This is a genomic window from Rhodoferax aquaticus (assembly GCF_006974105.1).
Classification (GTDB): Bacteria; Pseudomonadota; Gammaproteobacteria; order Burkholderiales; family Burkholderiaceae_C; genus Allorhodoferax; species Allorhodoferax aquaticus_A.
The window spans coordinates 3,168,243-3,184,155 of the sequence record NZ_CP036282.1 but is presented as its reverse complement, the minus strand read 5'-3'; the positions used below and the strand labels follow the sequence as shown (position 1 = coordinate 3,184,155).

Genomic DNA, 15,913 nt, shown 5'->3' with positions numbered 1-15,913 from the left:
ATCTGCAACTTACTACAACAATGGTGTTGCGTGACCCTTCCGCGCACTACCACCTCATTTTCCAAGCAGACACCACAAACGCTACCGCTTCAGACAGGTTCAAGATTTATGTAAATGGCGTGCGGGTTACTGCCTTCGACACCGCAACATACCCTGCGCAGAACTACGAGATTGCTTACATCAACAACACGCAAGATCACCGCATTGGCGCGTTCCAAGACAACACACCCTCTAACTTCGATGGCTACCTCTCCGATGTGCATTTCATCGACGGCCAAGCCCTGACCCCCGCAGCCTTCGGCCAGTTTGACAGCAACGGCATGTGGCAACCCAAGCCCTACACGGGCACCTACGGGGCCAACGGTTTCCGCTTGCGGTTTGACGATGCCACCAGCACCACTACGCTAATGGCAGACAGTTCTGGCAACGGCAACAACTGGACTGCGAACAATATCAGTTTGACCACTGGCCCAACTTACGACTCCATGCTCGATGTTCCGCTTGGCAGTGGCGGTGCTGAGCGGGGAAACCACCCGGTACTAAACCGACTGTCGCACGCACTTGCCGCAAATGTAATAGGCGAAGGCAATCTCAGTCTTGTTAACTACGCTGGCACCTACTACACGTCCGCAGGGTCAACGTTTTATGTCTCGTCGGGAAAGTGGTATTTTGAAGCTTCAATGACCGGGAGCGGGGCTAGTAATACAGTGGGTGTACATAAAGGAACATCCTATACCGGGTCTACAGTGTCCACATCGGGCGCATACCAAACGCAAGCTGGCTCTGTCGGGTACACCTCGGACACTGGCGTTATAAGCTTGGGGGGTGTTACGCAGTCAACAGGAGCCACTTGGACTGCGGGGGATGCTATTGGCGTTGCCTTAGATATGACGGCTGGCACCGTTCAGTTCTACAAAAATAACGTAGCGCAGGGATCTCCCGTTACAGGCATATCTGGCGACTACACCCCGGCCTTTGCGCTCAACTACTTCGCAACTAGCACGCTTTACCCAAACTTCGGCCAACGCCCGTTCGCCTACACACCACCAGTGGGATTTAAACCACTACACACAGGCAATCTAAGTGCGGGGGCTGTGGCTGCATCTGGCAGCTTTTCAGGCAATGCCGCAGCCGATGGCCCATTCGTCTGGTGCAACGGCACACCCGAAACCCTAGCGATCAACGGCAATGCGGTGACATGGGGCACGCACGCTGACCGACTAGCTAACGGCTTCAAGTTGCGCACGGCCTCAACCAGCTACAACGCCAGCGGCACTAACACATGGACTGCCACGGTGCTTTCTCCGCAGTCTAAATCCGCATTCAATATCCAAACAGCTAAGGCAAACCCATGACCTACTTCCACCCTGAGTCTGGCAAATATGTATCGCTTGGAAACCCGTTCAGCGTGACCGGAATTCAGTACCCAAGCAACTGGCTGGAGCTTGTTAGCCCCGAGGACATCGCGGCGGCTGGTTTTGTGCCTGTGGTTACTGAGGAAACCGTGCCAGCGGAATATCGCTTCTATAGCCGGTCAGAAGAATTGATTGGTGCGCGTCGGGTCGTTACGTGGACCCCTTTCCCTGCTGAACAAGTAGAGTCTATCAACGCTGCGGACGTTGCGGTCAAACTGTCAGAGGTGCGCGAGGTGCGTGAGGCCATGCTTAACCGCATGACGGGCATCGCCCTTGTCGCTCAGGTAACAGGTGACATCGTGACAGTCGAGGGCTTCAAGATTGCGCGGCAAGCCTTGTTAGACATTACTAAAGACTGCCCAAGCGACCCGGCGCTGGTGGATGCATTTATTGCGAGCAAGTACGCCGCCATAGTCTCTGCGCTGCCTGTGTCGTTGGTCAAGGCGTTTGCAGGGGTCGATGCGTGATTACCTTGCTGCTTGCACTGCTGTACCCCATAGCCATCCAGATTGAGCGCGGCGGCTGGTGGCGCTTGCTTGCGCCAGTCACGCTGTTTGCGCTGCTGGTGGACGTGATCGCCAACTACACAGAGCTTGTGGTGCTAACGTTTGACTTCCCACGCCGGGGTGAGTGGACATTCAGCACCAGGCTTGAGCGGCTGGTACTGTCCAGCGACTGGCGAGGCAGGGCTGCTCGGCCTATCTCACGCTTACTAAACTGGATAGCTCCAACGGGGCACCCACACATTAAGAATGCGATCGGCAAATAGGAACGTACCCGTAGGAATGGTTTGCTATCCTAGGGTTTTGCCTTGCGCAATTTGCTTTCTCCCGCAGAAACACACAGCCAACTAATTTATCGCGCTGATTGCTGCTCATTTATCGCGGCGCGCTTTAATCACTGCTTTTCGGCAGCCATAGCACCGCGCAAGCCCCACTACCCTCTGCCCCCGGCCGATTCGACAACTCCACCTTCCCCCGGTGTAGCGAAGCAATCTCCTTCACAAAGCTCAGCCCCAACCCCGTGCTCTTTTTCTTGGAGTGCGGGCGGGCCAGTGAATAGAACTTCTCAAACACCTTGTCCTGCGCATAGGCGGGGATGCCGGGGCCTTGGTCGCGCACGGTGATGCAGGCCCAGCGGCCTTTGTGGGTGATGGCAAGTTCTACGGTGCCACCTTCTGGCGAGAAGTCCAGCGCGTTGTCCAACAGGTTGCTCACGGCACGGCGTAGCAAAAACGGATCGGCCTCTACCGTGGCATCGGTGTCAGTGTGCACGGTGATGTGGATGTTGCGCAGTGCGGCCACGCCGTCTGCCGTGTGGGCTAGGTCCTGCAGCAATGGCAGCAGTGCCACGGGCTGGGTGCTCTCGAGTACACGGCGGGTTTCGAGGGCAGTGAGCTCCATCATGCGGTCTACCATTTCCTGGATGCGGTGGGTTTCGCGCTGGATGTTGCCTATGAAGCGCTGGCGCTGCGCTTCTTCCATGGGCTCTTGCAGCAGCTCGGCGGCGCCGCGAATGGCGGACAGGGGGCTCTTCACCTCATGGGTGAGGGTTTGCACATAGTCGGCCACGTAGTTGCGCCCGGCGATGGCGTCGCGCATTTCATCGTAGGCCACGCGCAGCATGGCCCAGCCGTGGCGCAGCAGCTTGGTGGGGTAGAAGCCTTTTTGGGCCTTGATGAAGCGGGCGTAGTCGGTAATGAGTCCGAAGGGGCGCACCAACCACACCGACACGATGACCGCCAGCACCAGCACCGCCAGGCCCGAGATGATGCCCACCGAGATGGTGCGCTCGCGCGCAGCGGCCACAAACTGGCCGAAGCTTTGTACCGGCTTGCCCACTGACACCACGCCGATGATCTCTCCGCTAGGCGTTGCGTGCACGGGTGCAGCCACGTACATGACCGCGGAGTTGGGGTCGTTGGCAATGTCGCGCGTGCTGCGGGCGCCGTACTCGCCGCGCAGGGCGCGCACCACGTCACGCCATTCTGAAAAGTCTTGGCCGGTGGCTACGCCGGTAGAGTCGTAGAGCACCGTGCCCATGCGGTCGGTCACGTAGGCGCGTAGCTCGACCTTGGTCTTGTGTACGCTGAAGATTTGCGCGTCAAAGCTGCGGCTGTAGCTGGCTTTGAACAGGGCTTCCAAGCGTGTCGGGTCTATCGCCCCATCCCGTGCGTCCAGCTCCACCAGCGTGGCCATGATTTGCGCTGTCTCCACCAAAGACTCTTCCGCCGACTCGCGGTAGCGCGGGTCCAGGTCGGTCACCACGTTGTGCAGCACATAGCTCATGCCGACGACATACATGAGCAGCAGACCCAAGAAAATACGGGTGCGCTTACTCATGATGCCTTGGCGCGCTTGGGCAGTGCAGTAGCGGTCATGCTGGCGTTGCGGGCAAGTCTTCGTTGAGCGCGTAGCCCGTGCCACGCAGGGTGCGAATGGGCTCCAGCGCAGGGGCCACGGCCTTGAGCTTGGCGCGCAGGGTTTTGATGTGGGCGTCTACTGTGCGGTCAAAGCTATCGTTGTCACCGCCCCAGACCTGTAGCAGTAGCTCGTCGCGCGTGTACACCCGCCCGGGCTTGAGCACCAGCAGGCGCAGCACGCCGTACTCGTAGCGCGATAGCTCTAGCGCGCGGCCATAAAAGCGGATTTGGTGTCGCTCTTCGTCCAGTGCCCACACGGCGGTTGGCGCAGCCGGCGGCGGTAGTGCAGGTGCTGTACTCGGCGACGCAGTGACGGGAGCTGTGGCGCGGTTGTCTTGCCCGGGGCGCGCACTGCGGCGCAGGATGGTGCGCACGCGTGCCACCAGCTCGCGCGGCGAAAAGGGCTTGGCAATGTAGTCGTCCGCGCCCAGCTCTAGGCCGACCACGCGGTCAATCTCGTCGCTGCGCGCGGTCAAAAACAGCATGGGGACTTGGCTACCGCCGGGCAAGGCTTGCAGGCGGCGAAACAGCTCGAAGCCGTTCATGTCGGGCAGGCCCACGTCGAGCACGGCGAGTGCGGGCAACTCGGCCTCAAACTGGCGCAGTGCTTCTTCTGCAGTGCTGCACCACACGGGCGCAAAGCCATCGGTGCTGAGCACGTACTGCAAGGTGTCGGCAATGCCGGATTCGTCTTCAACGATAAGGATGCGGGGTTTGCTGGCCATGGGCCCAATGGTAAGGGCTGCGTGGTGTCACCCGTAGGCGCCCTAGCGCCCGGCGAACCGGGGCTGCGGTCTGCGCGTGCAGTTGTCCGCTTAGCGGGTTGCCGTGCACGAAACGGCTGTGGCTGGTTCGCGTGATTTTCAATGCCAAATTGGCCACTGGCGCACATGGGTATTGCGCAAGCAGCTATCAAAAAAATAGCGGGTTGCATTGCTGCAACCCGCTAGGCGTCAGGCGCTAGTTAGCGCTTGATTTAGGTACCGATGATGCCGCCGTCTGCCTTGCGGATAACCACGGTGGCTGAGCGTGGGCGACCGTTGGCTTTCTTTTCAGGCCAGTTGGACACAGCGCGTGGGTTCTTGGGGTCGCTGGTTTCGTTAGCTGGCTCGCCGGGGTGCTGAATGTTGACGAACATGGTCTTGCCATCAGGGGTGCCGGTGGCACCTGTGATTTCACAACCTGCGGGGCCTACCAAGAAGCGGCGTGCTTCGCCGGTGTTGACGTCAGCCGCCAGCATCATGTTGTTGCCAAAGTTCTTCAAGTCACCCTTGCCCATGGCAGAGGTGGACATGTCGCACTGGATCCACAGCACGCCACGGCCATCAACCCACAAACCATCGGGGCAGGAGAACATGTCGCCCTTGATGCTGCCCTTGGCTTCTGCGCGCTCCAAAGATGGGTCGCCAGCCATGATGAAGTGGTTCCAGGCGAACGTGGTGCCGCTGAAATCGCCGTCTTCTTTCCAGCGGATGATGTTGCCTTGTGTGTTGTTCACGCGTGGGTTGGCAGCATCAACGCCAGGTTGCTTGTCTGCACCGCGGTTGCTGTTGTTGGTGAGTGTGGTGTACACCCAGCCTTGCTTGTCGACGGCAATCCACTCGGGGCGGTCCATCTTGGTGGCGCCCAGCAAGTCGCTGGCTTGACGTGCTTTGATCAGCACTTCGCCTTGGTCTGCAAAGCCGTTGGCAGCAGTCAAAGGACCTTGACCGTGTGTCAGTGCAATCCATTGGCCTTTGCCGTCCGCGTTGAACTTGGCCACGTACAAGGTGCCATGGTCCAGCAAGGTCGCGTTGGCTGTAGCGCCGCCTTCTTTGATGGCGTCGCGGCTTACGAACTTGTAGATGTACTCAAAGCGTGAATCTTCACCCATGTACACCACAGCGCGCTTGTCTTTGGTCACTGCTACGGTGGCACCTTCATGGGCTGCACGGCCCATGGCGGTGCGCTTCATAGGGGTGGAGCTGGGGTTCATGGGGTCGATTTCCACGATCCAGCCGAAGCGGTTGGGTTCGTTGGGGTTTTTGGTCGCATCAAAGCGCGCGTCATGCTGGTGCCAGTTGTAGCCACCACCGCCTTTTCTCAGGCCCCAACGCTTTTCGTGCTCGCTGAGGCTGTCGCCGCCGCTGAAGTAGTTGATGAAGTTTTCTTCAGAGGTCAGGTAAGTGCCCCAAGGCGTGATGCCGCTGGCGCAGTTGTTGATCGTTCCCAACACCACACGGCCTGCTGGGTCTGCAGCGGTCTTGAGCAGGGCGTGGCCAACTGCTGGGCCACTGAGTTCGGTGCGGGTGTTGGCGGTAATGCGACGCGCCCATGGGGAGGGGGTGACCACCGCCCACTTGCCACCTTTTTCTTCCACTTCAAAGATTGAGACGCCGTGCGCGGCTTGGGACTTACGGACTTTTTCCAGATTCCAGTTGTCAGTGCCGTCTGCGAAGAGTAAACCGTGGTCGGTGTACTCGTGGTTCATAGCGATCAAGCCACTCTTGGAGCCTTCTTGGGCAAAGTAGTGGATGCCGTCGTGGTTCATGCCGAATTGGGTTTCTTGGTGCGCTGCGGTGTTGCTAGCGTCGTCCTTGAAGGCTGTGTTTTCGCCGGACAAGCCCACTGGGTCACCCCACGGTGCAATCACTTGCACGGTGTAGCCTTCTGGCACGGTGACTGTGTCAGCAGTAGAAATGGCCACGCTCTTGAAGCCCAGCAAAGCACCACCAGCGCCGCTTGTGGTTGCGCAGCCTGCCAACGCGGCCGCACCACCCACAGCACTCAAAGGGGCCAAAAAGCTGCTAGCCAATGCACCCAAGCCGCCGCGCAAAACGGTGCGGCGTGCAGGGTTGGATACTTCATGGATCGTGGGGTTGGAAGAGCGGTTGCTGTCTTCCATCAAAGAAAAGTCTTTTGCCATCGTTCTGCTCACTCAAATGGGGATGAATAGCGCTGCCGACCGGCAGGCTTCAGGGGGAGTTTTTATCTCTTTTGTATGACAGTTGGGTGACAAAATCTTGACTGGCACTGGGCCACAAAAGTGGTTAACCTCTTTACATCACCTTTGGAGAGCCCCATGCGTTATGCCGCTTTAGTTCTGGTTTGCTTGCTTGGCGCATCCGCCTATGCCGTTGATACACCGACCGTCACACCCCCAACGGTGAGCGAGCGCATGGGCACCGCGCGGCAAGCGATAGAGCGCGGTGGCTGGAGCCGCGCCCAATACGACTTGCAGTCCGTGGTGCGTGACGTACCAGACAACGCAGATGCCCACAACCTCTTGGCTTACACGTACCGTAAACAAGAGAAGCCCGATCTAGCCAAAGCGTTTGAACATTACAAAGTCGCGCTCAAGCTCGACCCCCAACACAAAGGGGCGCATGAATACATTGGTGAGGCTTACTTGATGGCCAAGCAACCGGCCCAGGCAGAAAAGCACCTGCAAGACTTGGCGCGCATTTGTGGCAACACCCATTGCGAGGAGTATGTGGATTTGGCGAAAGCTTTGGCAGCCTACAAAAAAGCGAATCCTTAGGCAACAAGGCCGCCGCACCGTGGCGCTTGCCTTGCAAGAGGCCCAGCAAAAAGCCCCTTGAAGAGGGGCTTTTTGCTGTGGGCTAGAGCGGTGTTTTCATGGCCGGGTGCATTTGTCCGGGCTTGTCGTCCATATAGCCTTTGCCATCTTTCACGCCCTTCTTGCCCATGATCTCCCACGAGGTCTGTTGGCCGGCCAAGCGGGCTAGGTACTCCAACTCTTCGTCGGAGTGGTTGATGGCCTTGGCCGGAGAGAGCCAGCGGCCATCTTTGGCTTGCACCTCACCCCAGAAAGCCTGGTGGTAGTCGGATTTACTCACCACACTGTCGGGCCCGGCACTCATGTCTACGGTGCCATAGCAGTTGCAGAAGTAGCTCCGTCCAGCTTGTTCCGCAAAAATCTCGGTGTACACACCGGTCCCGCGAATCCCCGCCGTGAGGGTGGGCGTCACAATTTGGCGGCTGCTGCCTTTGCCCCACACGCTGATGACGGCTCCCGTCAACATGCGCAGCACGCTCACCGCATTCAGGGTGGCACCACGTTCCACCATCAAGCTCGAATTTTGGCGCACATGAAACGCCGAGTTACCAATGACGAAAATGAGGTTGGACGCAGGGCCTGTCACGATGTGGTCGCCGGTTTGCACGGACTGGCCTTCCAACATGAGACGGCCATTGACCATGGCGTCGCCCACCCGTTCCACCACGTTGCTGCGGGACTGGGCGTGGGCTGCAGAAAATCCGCCCAAAGCGGTCCAAGACGCCGCCGCTTGCAAAAAGCTACGGCGCTGAAACCAGAGCAGTTCCTTGTCGGTGCGGCCTTGCAGGCTGTGTTGGGTCATGGTGTGTCTCCTGAATCAGGCTCGAAGCTATCACGGAATGTGAAATATATGGAGGTGAAAAACATAGTGGCCATCATCATTGCCATAGGAACAATCGCCGCACTCACCAAATCAGCATCGCCAAAAATCGCCACGACGGAGGTCACCACCATGCCTATCAAGATGAAGGACAAGAACCACACCAGGCCATACACGGTGTAGGCGCCAAGGTTGCGCCAACAGGCCACCATGCTGAAGAACAGGCTCTTCCCGGGAGACACGCCATGCCAATGCACCAAGGCGGGTGCGTGCCAAAACATCAAGGACAAGGGCAGGTACAAAACCAGCATGATGAGTGCTGCCATTTGAAATTCAGCGCCTTGGACGACCTCTGGCGTTAGGCTGCCACCCACCAAGTACAACTTGGCAAACGCGCCCCCATCGGCCAAGGCCGATATTCCCAGCATGAGCATGAAGCCACCCGAGTACATGGCACCTAGCGTCAGCATGGCGTGCATGCGCTGGCGTCCCACACGGAATGCACTGAGCAGCACGGTGGGCATGGGAAACTTGCCGCTGGCCGCCTCTTGGGTGGCCGCCATCAAGCCCAAAGTGGCGCCAGGGACCAAAGCCAGTGCCAAGGCGTTGCCCAAGACAGGCACGATGCTGAGGACCGAGATCAGTGCCAAGAACAAGAAAAAGAGCCCCGCCAAAGCGAGGGGCTGGCGGAAAAAGGTCTGCATACCCAGCTTGACCCACTGGGCACCTTGACGTGCGGGAACGATGTTGAGCTTCATACGGTGGGCAAAATCTCACTAAGGGTAAGGGGGGATTGCACGCGGTTGCGCAGTACCCGTTCGAAATGGGTGGGGTCGTGGGGCTTGAGCATGGAGGCTTCGCGCGGAAGGTGCAAGTCCCACAGGCGCGAAATCCAAAACCGCAATGCGCCGGCACGGCACATGGCAGGCAACAACGCACGTTCCGCCGCGCTCAGGGGGCGCACGGCTTGGTAGGCCGCCAAAAATGCGTCAGTGCGTTCCTTGTCGGCCAGGCCTGTGCTTAGGTCAATGCACCAGTCGTTCAGGCACACGGCAATGTCAAACAGCCAAGCGTCATTGCCTGCAAAGTAAAAGTCAAAAAAGCCTGTGAGCTTGGGGCCGTCCAGCGCGGCTTTGCCGCTTGCAAACATCACGTTGTCGCGGAACAAGTCTGCGTGGATGGGGCCGCGCGGCAGCGCGGTGTAGGTGGACAGCGTGGCTACATGGTTTTGGTACGCCAGCTCGCTGCCCAGCAAGGCCGCTTGCTCGGGGCTCAAAAACGGTTGCACCACGGGCGCGGTTTCGTTCCACCAAGTCAGACCGCGCAAATTGGGTTGGCGCATTTCAAACGACTGGCCGGCCAAGTGCATGCGGGCCAGCATGTCGCCTACGCAGGCGCAGTGCGCTGCAGTGGGGGCCAGCTCGCTTTTGCCATCTAGCCGGTTCACCACCGCCGCGGGCTTGCCGTTGAGCGCGTGTAACACATCGCCATCGCTATTGGACGCTGGGTCTGGCACCGGAATACCTTGGGTGGCCAAGTGCTTCATCAGCCGCAGGTAGTAGGGCAGTTGCTCGGCAGTGAGGCGCTCGAACAGCGTCAGAACAAACGGGCCTTGCGTGGTGGTCACGAAATAGTTGGTGTTTTCGATGCCGCCCGCGCAACCCTCAATGGTTTTGAGGGTGCCCATCTTGAGCTTTTTCAGAAAACCTGCGGCCTGCTCTAGCGAGACCTCTGTGTAAACCGCCATGTAATAACCCAGGAATTGATCAGTGGTGTGGTCCGCCGTTGGCGCGGTTCCTGGGCCTGACACTGACAGTAGCGGGCAAGGAGATGCGAAAAACAGCGGCAAGCATGGTCGAATTGTAGAGCCCAAGGTCTGTGCCACCCAAGGCTCAATCACACAGGCAAAATAGGACTATGACCGAATCCAAGAAAACTCTATTGCTGGTAGATGGCTCCAGCTACCTGTACCGTGCCTTTTTTGCCGGCGGGGACAACATGAGCGTGACGCTGCCCGACGGCACTGTCCAGAAAACCGGTGCGGTGCGCATCATGATCAACATGATGAACAGCCTGCGCAAGGAATACCCAGCCGACTACGTGGCCTGCGTGTTCGATGCCAAAGGCCCGACCTTCCGCGACGAGATTTATCCCGAGTACAAAGCCCACCGCGACCCCATGCCCGACGATTTGCGCAGCCAGATCGCGCCCATCCACGAGATCGTGCGCCTGCTGGGCTGGACGGTGCTAGATGTGCCTGGCGTAGAAGCTGATGACGTGATTGGCACGCTGGCTGCCACTGCCGCCTCGCAAGGCATTGAAGTGATTGTGAGCAGCGGCGACAAAGACTTGGCGCAACTGGTGAACGAGCACATCACCATCATCGACACCATGAACGGCAAGCGCCGTGATCTTGCCGGGGTGGAGGCCGAGTTCGGCGTGCCCGCCCGCCTGATGCTGGACTACCAGACCCTGGTGGGCGACACGGTGGACAACGTGCCCGGCGTGGCCAAAGTCGGCCCCAAGACGGCGGTGAAGTGGCTGCAGCAGTACGGCTCGCTCCAAGGTGTGGTGGACAACGCCGCCAACATCGGCGGTGTGGTGGGCGAGAACCTGCGCAAGGCGCTGGACTGGTTGCCCACCGGCCGCACGCTGCTCACCATCAAGACCGACTGCGACCTCACGGGTTGGGTCGATGGTCTGCCTGCTATGGATTCAATAGCTGCTGGCGCACAGGATACGGTCGCTCTGCGTGCTTTTTATGAGAAATACGGCTTCAAAGGGTTGGCCAAGTCGGTAGGCGGCGCCGAAACTGCTGCCTCCGCTCCAGCGCCTGCGGCTCGCGCTTCAGAGCCGGGTTTGTTTGACGAGTCTGCTGCCGATGCTGCTGCGCCTGCATCCCGGGTGAGCACGGTGGAATACGAAACCATCTTCACGCTTGAGGCACTGGATGCTCTGTTGGCGCGCATTCAGGCAGCGCCGCTCACCGCCTTGGACACCGAGACCACCTCGCTCGATGAAATGCGGGCCGAGATTGTGGGCATCAGCTTCAGTACCGAGCCGGGCAAAGGCGCTTACATCCCGGTGGCACACCGCTATCCCGGAGCGCCCGAGCAGTTGGACCGCGACGCAGTGCTGGCCAAACTCAAGCCCTGGCTAGAGAACCCGCAGGCCTTGAAGCTGGGCCAGCACGTCAAATACGACCGCCATGTGTTTGCCAACCATGGCATCGAGGTGCAGGGCTACGCCCATGACACCATGTTGCAAAGCTATGTGCTCGAAGCCGACAAGCCCCACGGCCTGGCGAGCCTGGCCGAGCGCCACCTGGGGCGCAGCGGCATCAGCTTTGAAGACCTGTGCGGCAAAGGTGTGAATCAGATCAGCTTTGACCAAGTGGACATTGCCAAGGCCGCCGAATACGCCTGCGAAGATTCGGACCAGACGCTGGATGTGCATCTGGCGCTCTGGCCGCAGATCGAGGCCAGCGACAAGCTGAAGTTCATTTATGCGCTGGAGATTGCCAGCAGCGAAGCGCTGTACCGTATTGAGCGCAATGGCGTGCTGATCGACGCGCCCACGCTAGCGGCCCAAAGCCATGAGCTAGGCCAGCGCATCCTGCAGCTGGAAACCGAGGCCTACGAGATTGCCGGTCAGCCCTTCAACCTGAGCAGTCCCAAGCAGCTGGGTGAAATCTTCTTCGACAAGCTGGGCATGCCCGTGGTCAAGAAAACTGCCACCGGTGCGCGCAGTACCGATGAAGAAGTGCTGGAAAAACTGGCGGAGGACTATCCGCTACCGGCCAAGCTGCTGGAGCACCGGGGTCTGGCCAAGCTCAAGGGCACTTACACCGACAAGCTGGCGCAGCTGGCATTGCCGCGCACCGGGCGCGTGCACACCCACTATGCGCAAGCGGTGGCAGTGACCGGGCGCTTGAGCAGCAACGACCCCAACCTGCAGAACATCCCCATCCGTACCGCTGAAGGCCGCCGTGTGCGTGAAGCCTTTGTGGCGCCTGCTGGCAGCGTGATTGCCAGTGCCGATTACAGCCAGATTGAGCTGCGCATCATGGCGCACATCAGTGACGATCCGGCGCTCTTGCGCGCCTTCCATGACGGGCTGGACGTGCACCGTGCCACGGCGGCAGAGGTGTTTGGTGTGCCGGTGGAGCAGGTGAGCAGCGAGCAGCGTCGCTACGCCAAGGTCATCAACTTCGGGCTGATTTACGGCATGAGCGCCTTCGGCTTGGCGCGCAACTTGGGGATCGACAACACGGCTGCCAAAAACTACATCCAGCGCTACTTTGAGCGCTACCCCGGTGTGAAAAGCTATATGGAGTCCACCCGCGAACTGGCCAAGCGCCAGGGCTATGTGGAAACCGTGTTCGGCCGCCGGTTGCAGTTGGCCGGCATCAAGAACGCCAAGGGGGCGCAGCTGGCAGGGCTGGAGCGTGCGGCTATCAATGCGCCCATGCAGGGCACGGCGGCAGATTTGATCAAGCTCAGCATGGTCAAGGTGCAGCAAGCCTTGGACGCCCAGAACAAGGCCACCAAAATGATCATGCAGGTGCATGATGAATTGGTGTTTGAGGTGCCAGAGGGCGAAGTGGAATGGTTGCGCGCTGAAATACCACGTCTCATGGCGGGGGTGGCAGCACTCAAGGTGCCTTTGCTTGCCGAGGTGGGGGTGGGACCCAACTGGGACAAAGCGCATTAACAGCCCATTGCGCGGCCTGCATGTGGCGGGCCGCGTGCGCTGCAGTGCGCCTTTTTGGTAGCCGAATCGCACACATTTCAGCACCCAATTAGGGCTTGTGCTAACGGGGGCTCAGTGCTACCGTCTGGTGCACATTCGTTTTGGCCATCCAGTTGGAGACACTATGAGCTTTCAGCGCCTCACCATTTCTACAAAACTGTGGCTTTTCATTGGCTTGGTGGTCGGTTTTATTTGCGCAGTGGCCATCGTCGGCCTTAGTCGCAGTAACGCGATATTGGCCGAAGGACGCGCCAAGCAAGACCAAGCGCTGCAAATGGTGCAACTGTCCACGGAGTGGACTGGGCTGACGGAAACCAACTCGGCTCGCAATATGGCCATCGTGATGAGCCCGGGTAATGTCATCTCGGATGTTTTTTCTGATGCAGTGACCGCAACCAGCGCCAGAATTACAGATCTGCAGAAGCAAATGGAAGCCATGCCTTTGAGGGATGCAGACCAAGCGCAGCTCAGCAAGATCAAAGATTTGCGCAAAACCGTGATTGAGACGCGGGACGCCGCCCGCAAGATCAAGACCGAAGGCAATGAGGCCGAGGCCCAGAAGCTGATGCGTGAGACCTATCAGCCAGCATTAAATGCTTATGTGGGTGCGCAACGCGAGTTGGTCAAGATGCAGCAGGAGCATGTGGCCGAAGTGCAAGTTGAAACCGAGGCCCGCAGGAGCAGCAATGCCATGGGCATCATTGCAGGCTTGATCGTCATTATTGTGGTGATTTTTGTGGCCACACGGTGGCTGGTGGGATCGATTCGTGAGCCGCTAGAGCAAGCCAACGCGCTGGCCGCGCGCATTGCCCAAGGAGACTTGAGCACCACCGTCACCACCTCCCGCGAGGATGAGTTTGGCAACTTGTTACGTTCGCTGCACACCATGAACCAAGCCTTGCGCAGCATGGTGACCGAAGTGCGCGGTAGCACCGACAGCATTGCAACAGCCAGTGCTGAAATAGCGGCAGGCAATAACGATCTAGCCCAGCGCACCGAGCAGACCTCTAGCAACCTACAGTCCACGGCCTCCAGCATGGGATCGCTCACCAGCACGGTGCAGCAAAGCGCTGACAACGCGCGCCAGGCCAGCGCTTTGGCCTCCAGTGCAAGCACTGTGGCGGTGCGAGGTGGGGCCGTGGTGCAACAGGTGGTGCAGACCATGCAGGAAATTGATGCCAGTAGCAAAAAAATTGCCGACATCATCAGTGTCATCGACGGCATTGCCTTCCAGACCAATATCTTGGCGCTGAATGCGGCGGTGGAGGCGGCACGTGCTGGAGAGCAAGGCCGAGGGTTTGCCGTGGTGGCGAGTGAAGTGCGCACCTTGGCGCAGCGCAGTGCCGACGCAGCCAAGGAGATCAAGGCCTTGATCAACACTTCGGTCGAAAAAGTGGAGTCGGGTACCGCCCTGGTGACTGACGCAGGTACCACCATGGATGAAATCGTGCAGTCGGTGCGCCGAGTTGCCGATGTCATTTCAGAGATCACGGCAGCGGCCAATGCACAAAGCTCGGGTATTGAAGGCGTGAACCAGAGTGTGGGCAACCTGGACCAAATGACACAGCAAAATGCTGCTTTGGTGGAAGAGAGTGCGGCCGCTGCAGAAAGCCTGCGTGACCAGGCTGACCGTTTGAAGCAAGCAGTGGCGGTGTTTAACGTGGGGTCTGGTAGTGCTGCATATTCCTCTGGCGGGAACAGGGCGACTGCGTCAGGCACTGGTGGAGCCAAATCCCATGCGGTAGTGGCCCCGGCGGCCAGAGCTCCCGTTCGCTCCAGCACGCCCAAGCCCGCTGCGTTTAAGGGGCCAGAGCGCAGACTGCTTGCGCCCAAGCCCGGCGTTGCCAGCAAACCCCAAGGCGCTAGCGCCGCGTCTGCACCGCCCAAAACCCAGTCCAAACCGGCGCCAGCTGGCGGCGATGACGATTGGGAAACCTTTTAGCCCCAGCACCAGCGGCTTCCATGGAGGCCGGGGAAACTTAACTTTTGGGCCCTGCGGGGCCCTTTGTTTTTGGTACACGCGGTGCCTTGTGCAGAGGTCTAGGTTTGTGCGTCACAATGCGTGTCCTTGAATTCTTGATGAAAAGCGCTCTTGCGCCCATCTAATATGCGTAACTAGCTATGACTTTGGTAGCAATTTTGTTTGGAACGATTTGTGCGGGTGTGGGGAGCGTGTGGCTGGCTGCCGCCTTAAGCTTTGGCGCTTTGGGGCGCTATACGCAGCACATGCTGAGCCTGGCAGCTGGTGCTCTGCTTGCCACTGCCTTTATGCACTTGTTGCCAGAGGCTTTTGAAAGCCAGGCAGGTGCCCAAGAACTTTTTGGGACTTTGTTGGTGGGCCTGGTGTTTTTTTTCTTGCTAGACAAGGCGGAGTTGTGGCACCACGGGCACGAACACCACCATGGCGGCCACGTGCACGAGATCCAGCATGGCCATAGCCACGCCTCCCACAGCGGCCACGCGCACGCCCACCCTCATAGTGCGCCGCCCATGGGCTCTTGGGCAGTGCTGACCGGAGACAGCGTGCACTGCTTTGGTGATGGTGTTTTGATTGCTTCTGCCTTTATGGCGGATCTGCGTTTGGGGGTGATTGCCTCTTTGGCCGTTTTGGCCCATGAGATTCCCCACCATATGGGCGACTTGATGGTGCTGCGCCGCAGTTCTGCGAACAAGCGTGCTGCGCTGGTGAAGGTATCACTTGCGGGCGCCGTCACCGCGATTGGTGGGTTCACTGGCTACTGGTTGGTGGACCAGCTGCATGACTATTTGCCCTACTTTCTGGTGGTGGCATCCAGCAGCTTCATCTATGTGGCCTTGGCCGATTTGATTCCGCAGCTGCAAACCCGTTTGAGTGCCCGACAAACCGCGGCGCAGATCGCTTGGTTGTTGGCCGGCATTGCTTTGGTGACTGTGGTCAGTGGCTTGGCCCACGGCCATTGACAGAC

The 15,913-nt window shown here is 59.1% G+C and carries 13 protein-coding genes; 7 read left to right on the top strand and 6 right to left on the bottom strand.

Features of this window, described 5'->3' with window-relative positions; all coding sequences use genetic code 11:
- Nucleotides 1–26 precede the first annotated feature (26 nt).
- From EXZ61_RS14580 to EXZ61_RS14570, 3 genes are read left to right on the top strand one after another with little or no spacing between them, the layout of a single operon-like run.
- Nucleotides 27–1,355, top strand: a complete 1,329-nt coding sequence (locus EXZ61_RS14580; protein ID WP_168224778.1) for an SPRY domain-containing protein — start codon at nucleotides 27–29, stop codon at nucleotides 1,353–1,355.
- On the top strand, nucleotides 1,352–1,882 hold the full coding sequence (locus tag EXZ61_RS14575; protein WP_142812452.1) for a hypothetical protein: 531 nt from the start codon (nucleotides 1,352–1,354) through the stop codon (nucleotides 1,880–1,882). The genes EXZ61_RS14580 and EXZ61_RS14575 overlap by 4 nt, the downstream gene beginning before the upstream one ends.
- Complete coding sequence (locus tag EXZ61_RS14570) at nucleotides 1,879–2,184, top strand: hypothetical protein (RefSeq protein ID WP_142812451.1); 306 nt, start codon at nucleotides 1,879–1,881, stop codon at nucleotides 2,182–2,184. The genes EXZ61_RS14575 and EXZ61_RS14570 overlap by 4 nt, the downstream gene beginning before the upstream one ends.
- 124 nt (nucleotides 2,185–2,308) lie before the next feature.
- Here EXZ61_RS14570 and creC read toward each other — a convergent pair whose 3' ends face one another.
- The 3 genes from creC to EXZ61_RS14555 form a co-directional block, all read right to left on the bottom strand.
- Nucleotides 2,309–3,757 carry a two-component system sensor histidine kinase CreC gene (gene creC / locus EXZ61_RS14565; RefSeq protein ID WP_142812450.1) on the bottom strand — a complete coding sequence of 483 codons (1,449 nt, stop codon included), beginning with the start codon at nucleotides 3,755–3,757 and terminating at the stop codon, nucleotides 2,309–2,311.
- Between the two features lie 34 nt (nucleotides 3,758–3,791).
- A complete protein-coding gene (gene creB / locus EXZ61_RS14560; RefSeq protein ID WP_142812449.1) occupies nucleotides 3,792–4,562 on the bottom strand; it encodes a two-component system response regulator CreB in 771 nt (256 codons plus the stop codon).
- A 251-nt stretch (nucleotides 4,563–4,813) separates the two neighbouring features.
- Complete coding sequence (locus tag EXZ61_RS14555; protein WP_142812448.1) at nucleotides 4,814–6,742, bottom strand: PhoX family protein; 1,929 nt, start codon at nucleotides 6,740–6,742, stop codon at nucleotides 4,814–4,816.
- A gap of 156 nt (nucleotides 6,743–6,898) precedes the next feature.
- On the opposite strand from EXZ61_RS14555, the gene EXZ61_RS14550 reads away from it, so the two are divergent.
- On the top strand, nucleotides 6,899–7,357 hold the full coding sequence (locus tag EXZ61_RS14550; RefSeq protein ID WP_142812447.1) for a tetratricopeptide repeat protein: 459 nt from the start codon (nucleotides 6,899–6,901) through the stop codon (nucleotides 7,355–7,357).
- Nucleotides 7,358–7,439: 82 nt separating this feature from the next.
- On the opposite strand, the gene EXZ61_RS14545 is transcribed toward EXZ61_RS14550, so the two are convergent.
- Genes EXZ61_RS14545 through EXZ61_RS14535 form a run of 3 tightly spaced genes read right to left on the bottom strand, consistent with a single transcriptional unit; the run spans nucleotide 7,440 to nucleotide 9,963 of the window.
- Entirely contained in the window at nucleotides 7,440–8,198 is a 759-nt protein-coding gene (locus EXZ61_RS14545) for a FecR family protein (RefSeq protein ID WP_142812446.1), read from the bottom strand.
- Nucleotides 8,195–8,974, bottom strand: a complete 780-nt coding sequence (locus EXZ61_RS14540; protein WP_142812445.1) for a BPSS1780 family membrane protein — start codon at nucleotides 8,972–8,974, stop codon at nucleotides 8,195–8,197. Before EXZ61_RS14540 ends, EXZ61_RS14545 begins: the two co-directional genes overlap by 4 nt.
- A complete protein-coding gene (locus EXZ61_RS14535) occupies nucleotides 8,971–9,963 on the bottom strand; it encodes a homoserine kinase (RefSeq protein WP_142812444.1) in 993 nt (330 codons plus the stop codon). Before EXZ61_RS14535 ends, EXZ61_RS14540 begins: the two co-directional genes overlap by 4 nt.
- A 170-nt stretch (nucleotides 9,964–10,133) precedes the next feature.
- Between EXZ61_RS14535 and polA the strand changes: the two genes are divergently transcribed.
- The 3 genes from polA (at nucleotide 10,134) to EXZ61_RS14520 (ending at nucleotide 15,908) form a co-directional block, all read left to right on the top strand.
- Nucleotides 10,134–12,929: a DNA polymerase I gene (gene polA / locus EXZ61_RS14530; protein ID WP_142812443.1), complete on the top strand. Its 2,796-nt coding sequence runs from the start codon at nucleotides 10,134–10,136 to the stop codon at nucleotides 12,927–12,929.
- Nucleotides 12,930–13,092: 163 nt separating this feature from the next.
- Complete coding sequence (locus tag EXZ61_RS14525; protein ID WP_142812442.1) at nucleotides 13,093–14,910, top strand: methyl-accepting chemotaxis protein; 1,818 nt, start codon at nucleotides 13,093–13,095, stop codon at nucleotides 14,908–14,910.
- A gap of 179 nt (nucleotides 14,911–15,089) precedes the next feature.
- On the top strand, nucleotides 15,090–15,908 hold the full coding sequence (locus EXZ61_RS14520) for a ZIP family metal transporter (RefSeq protein WP_142812441.1): 819 nt from the start codon (nucleotides 15,090–15,092) through the stop codon (nucleotides 15,906–15,908).
- The last annotated feature ends 5 nt before the right edge of the window (nucleotides 15,909–15,913 follow it).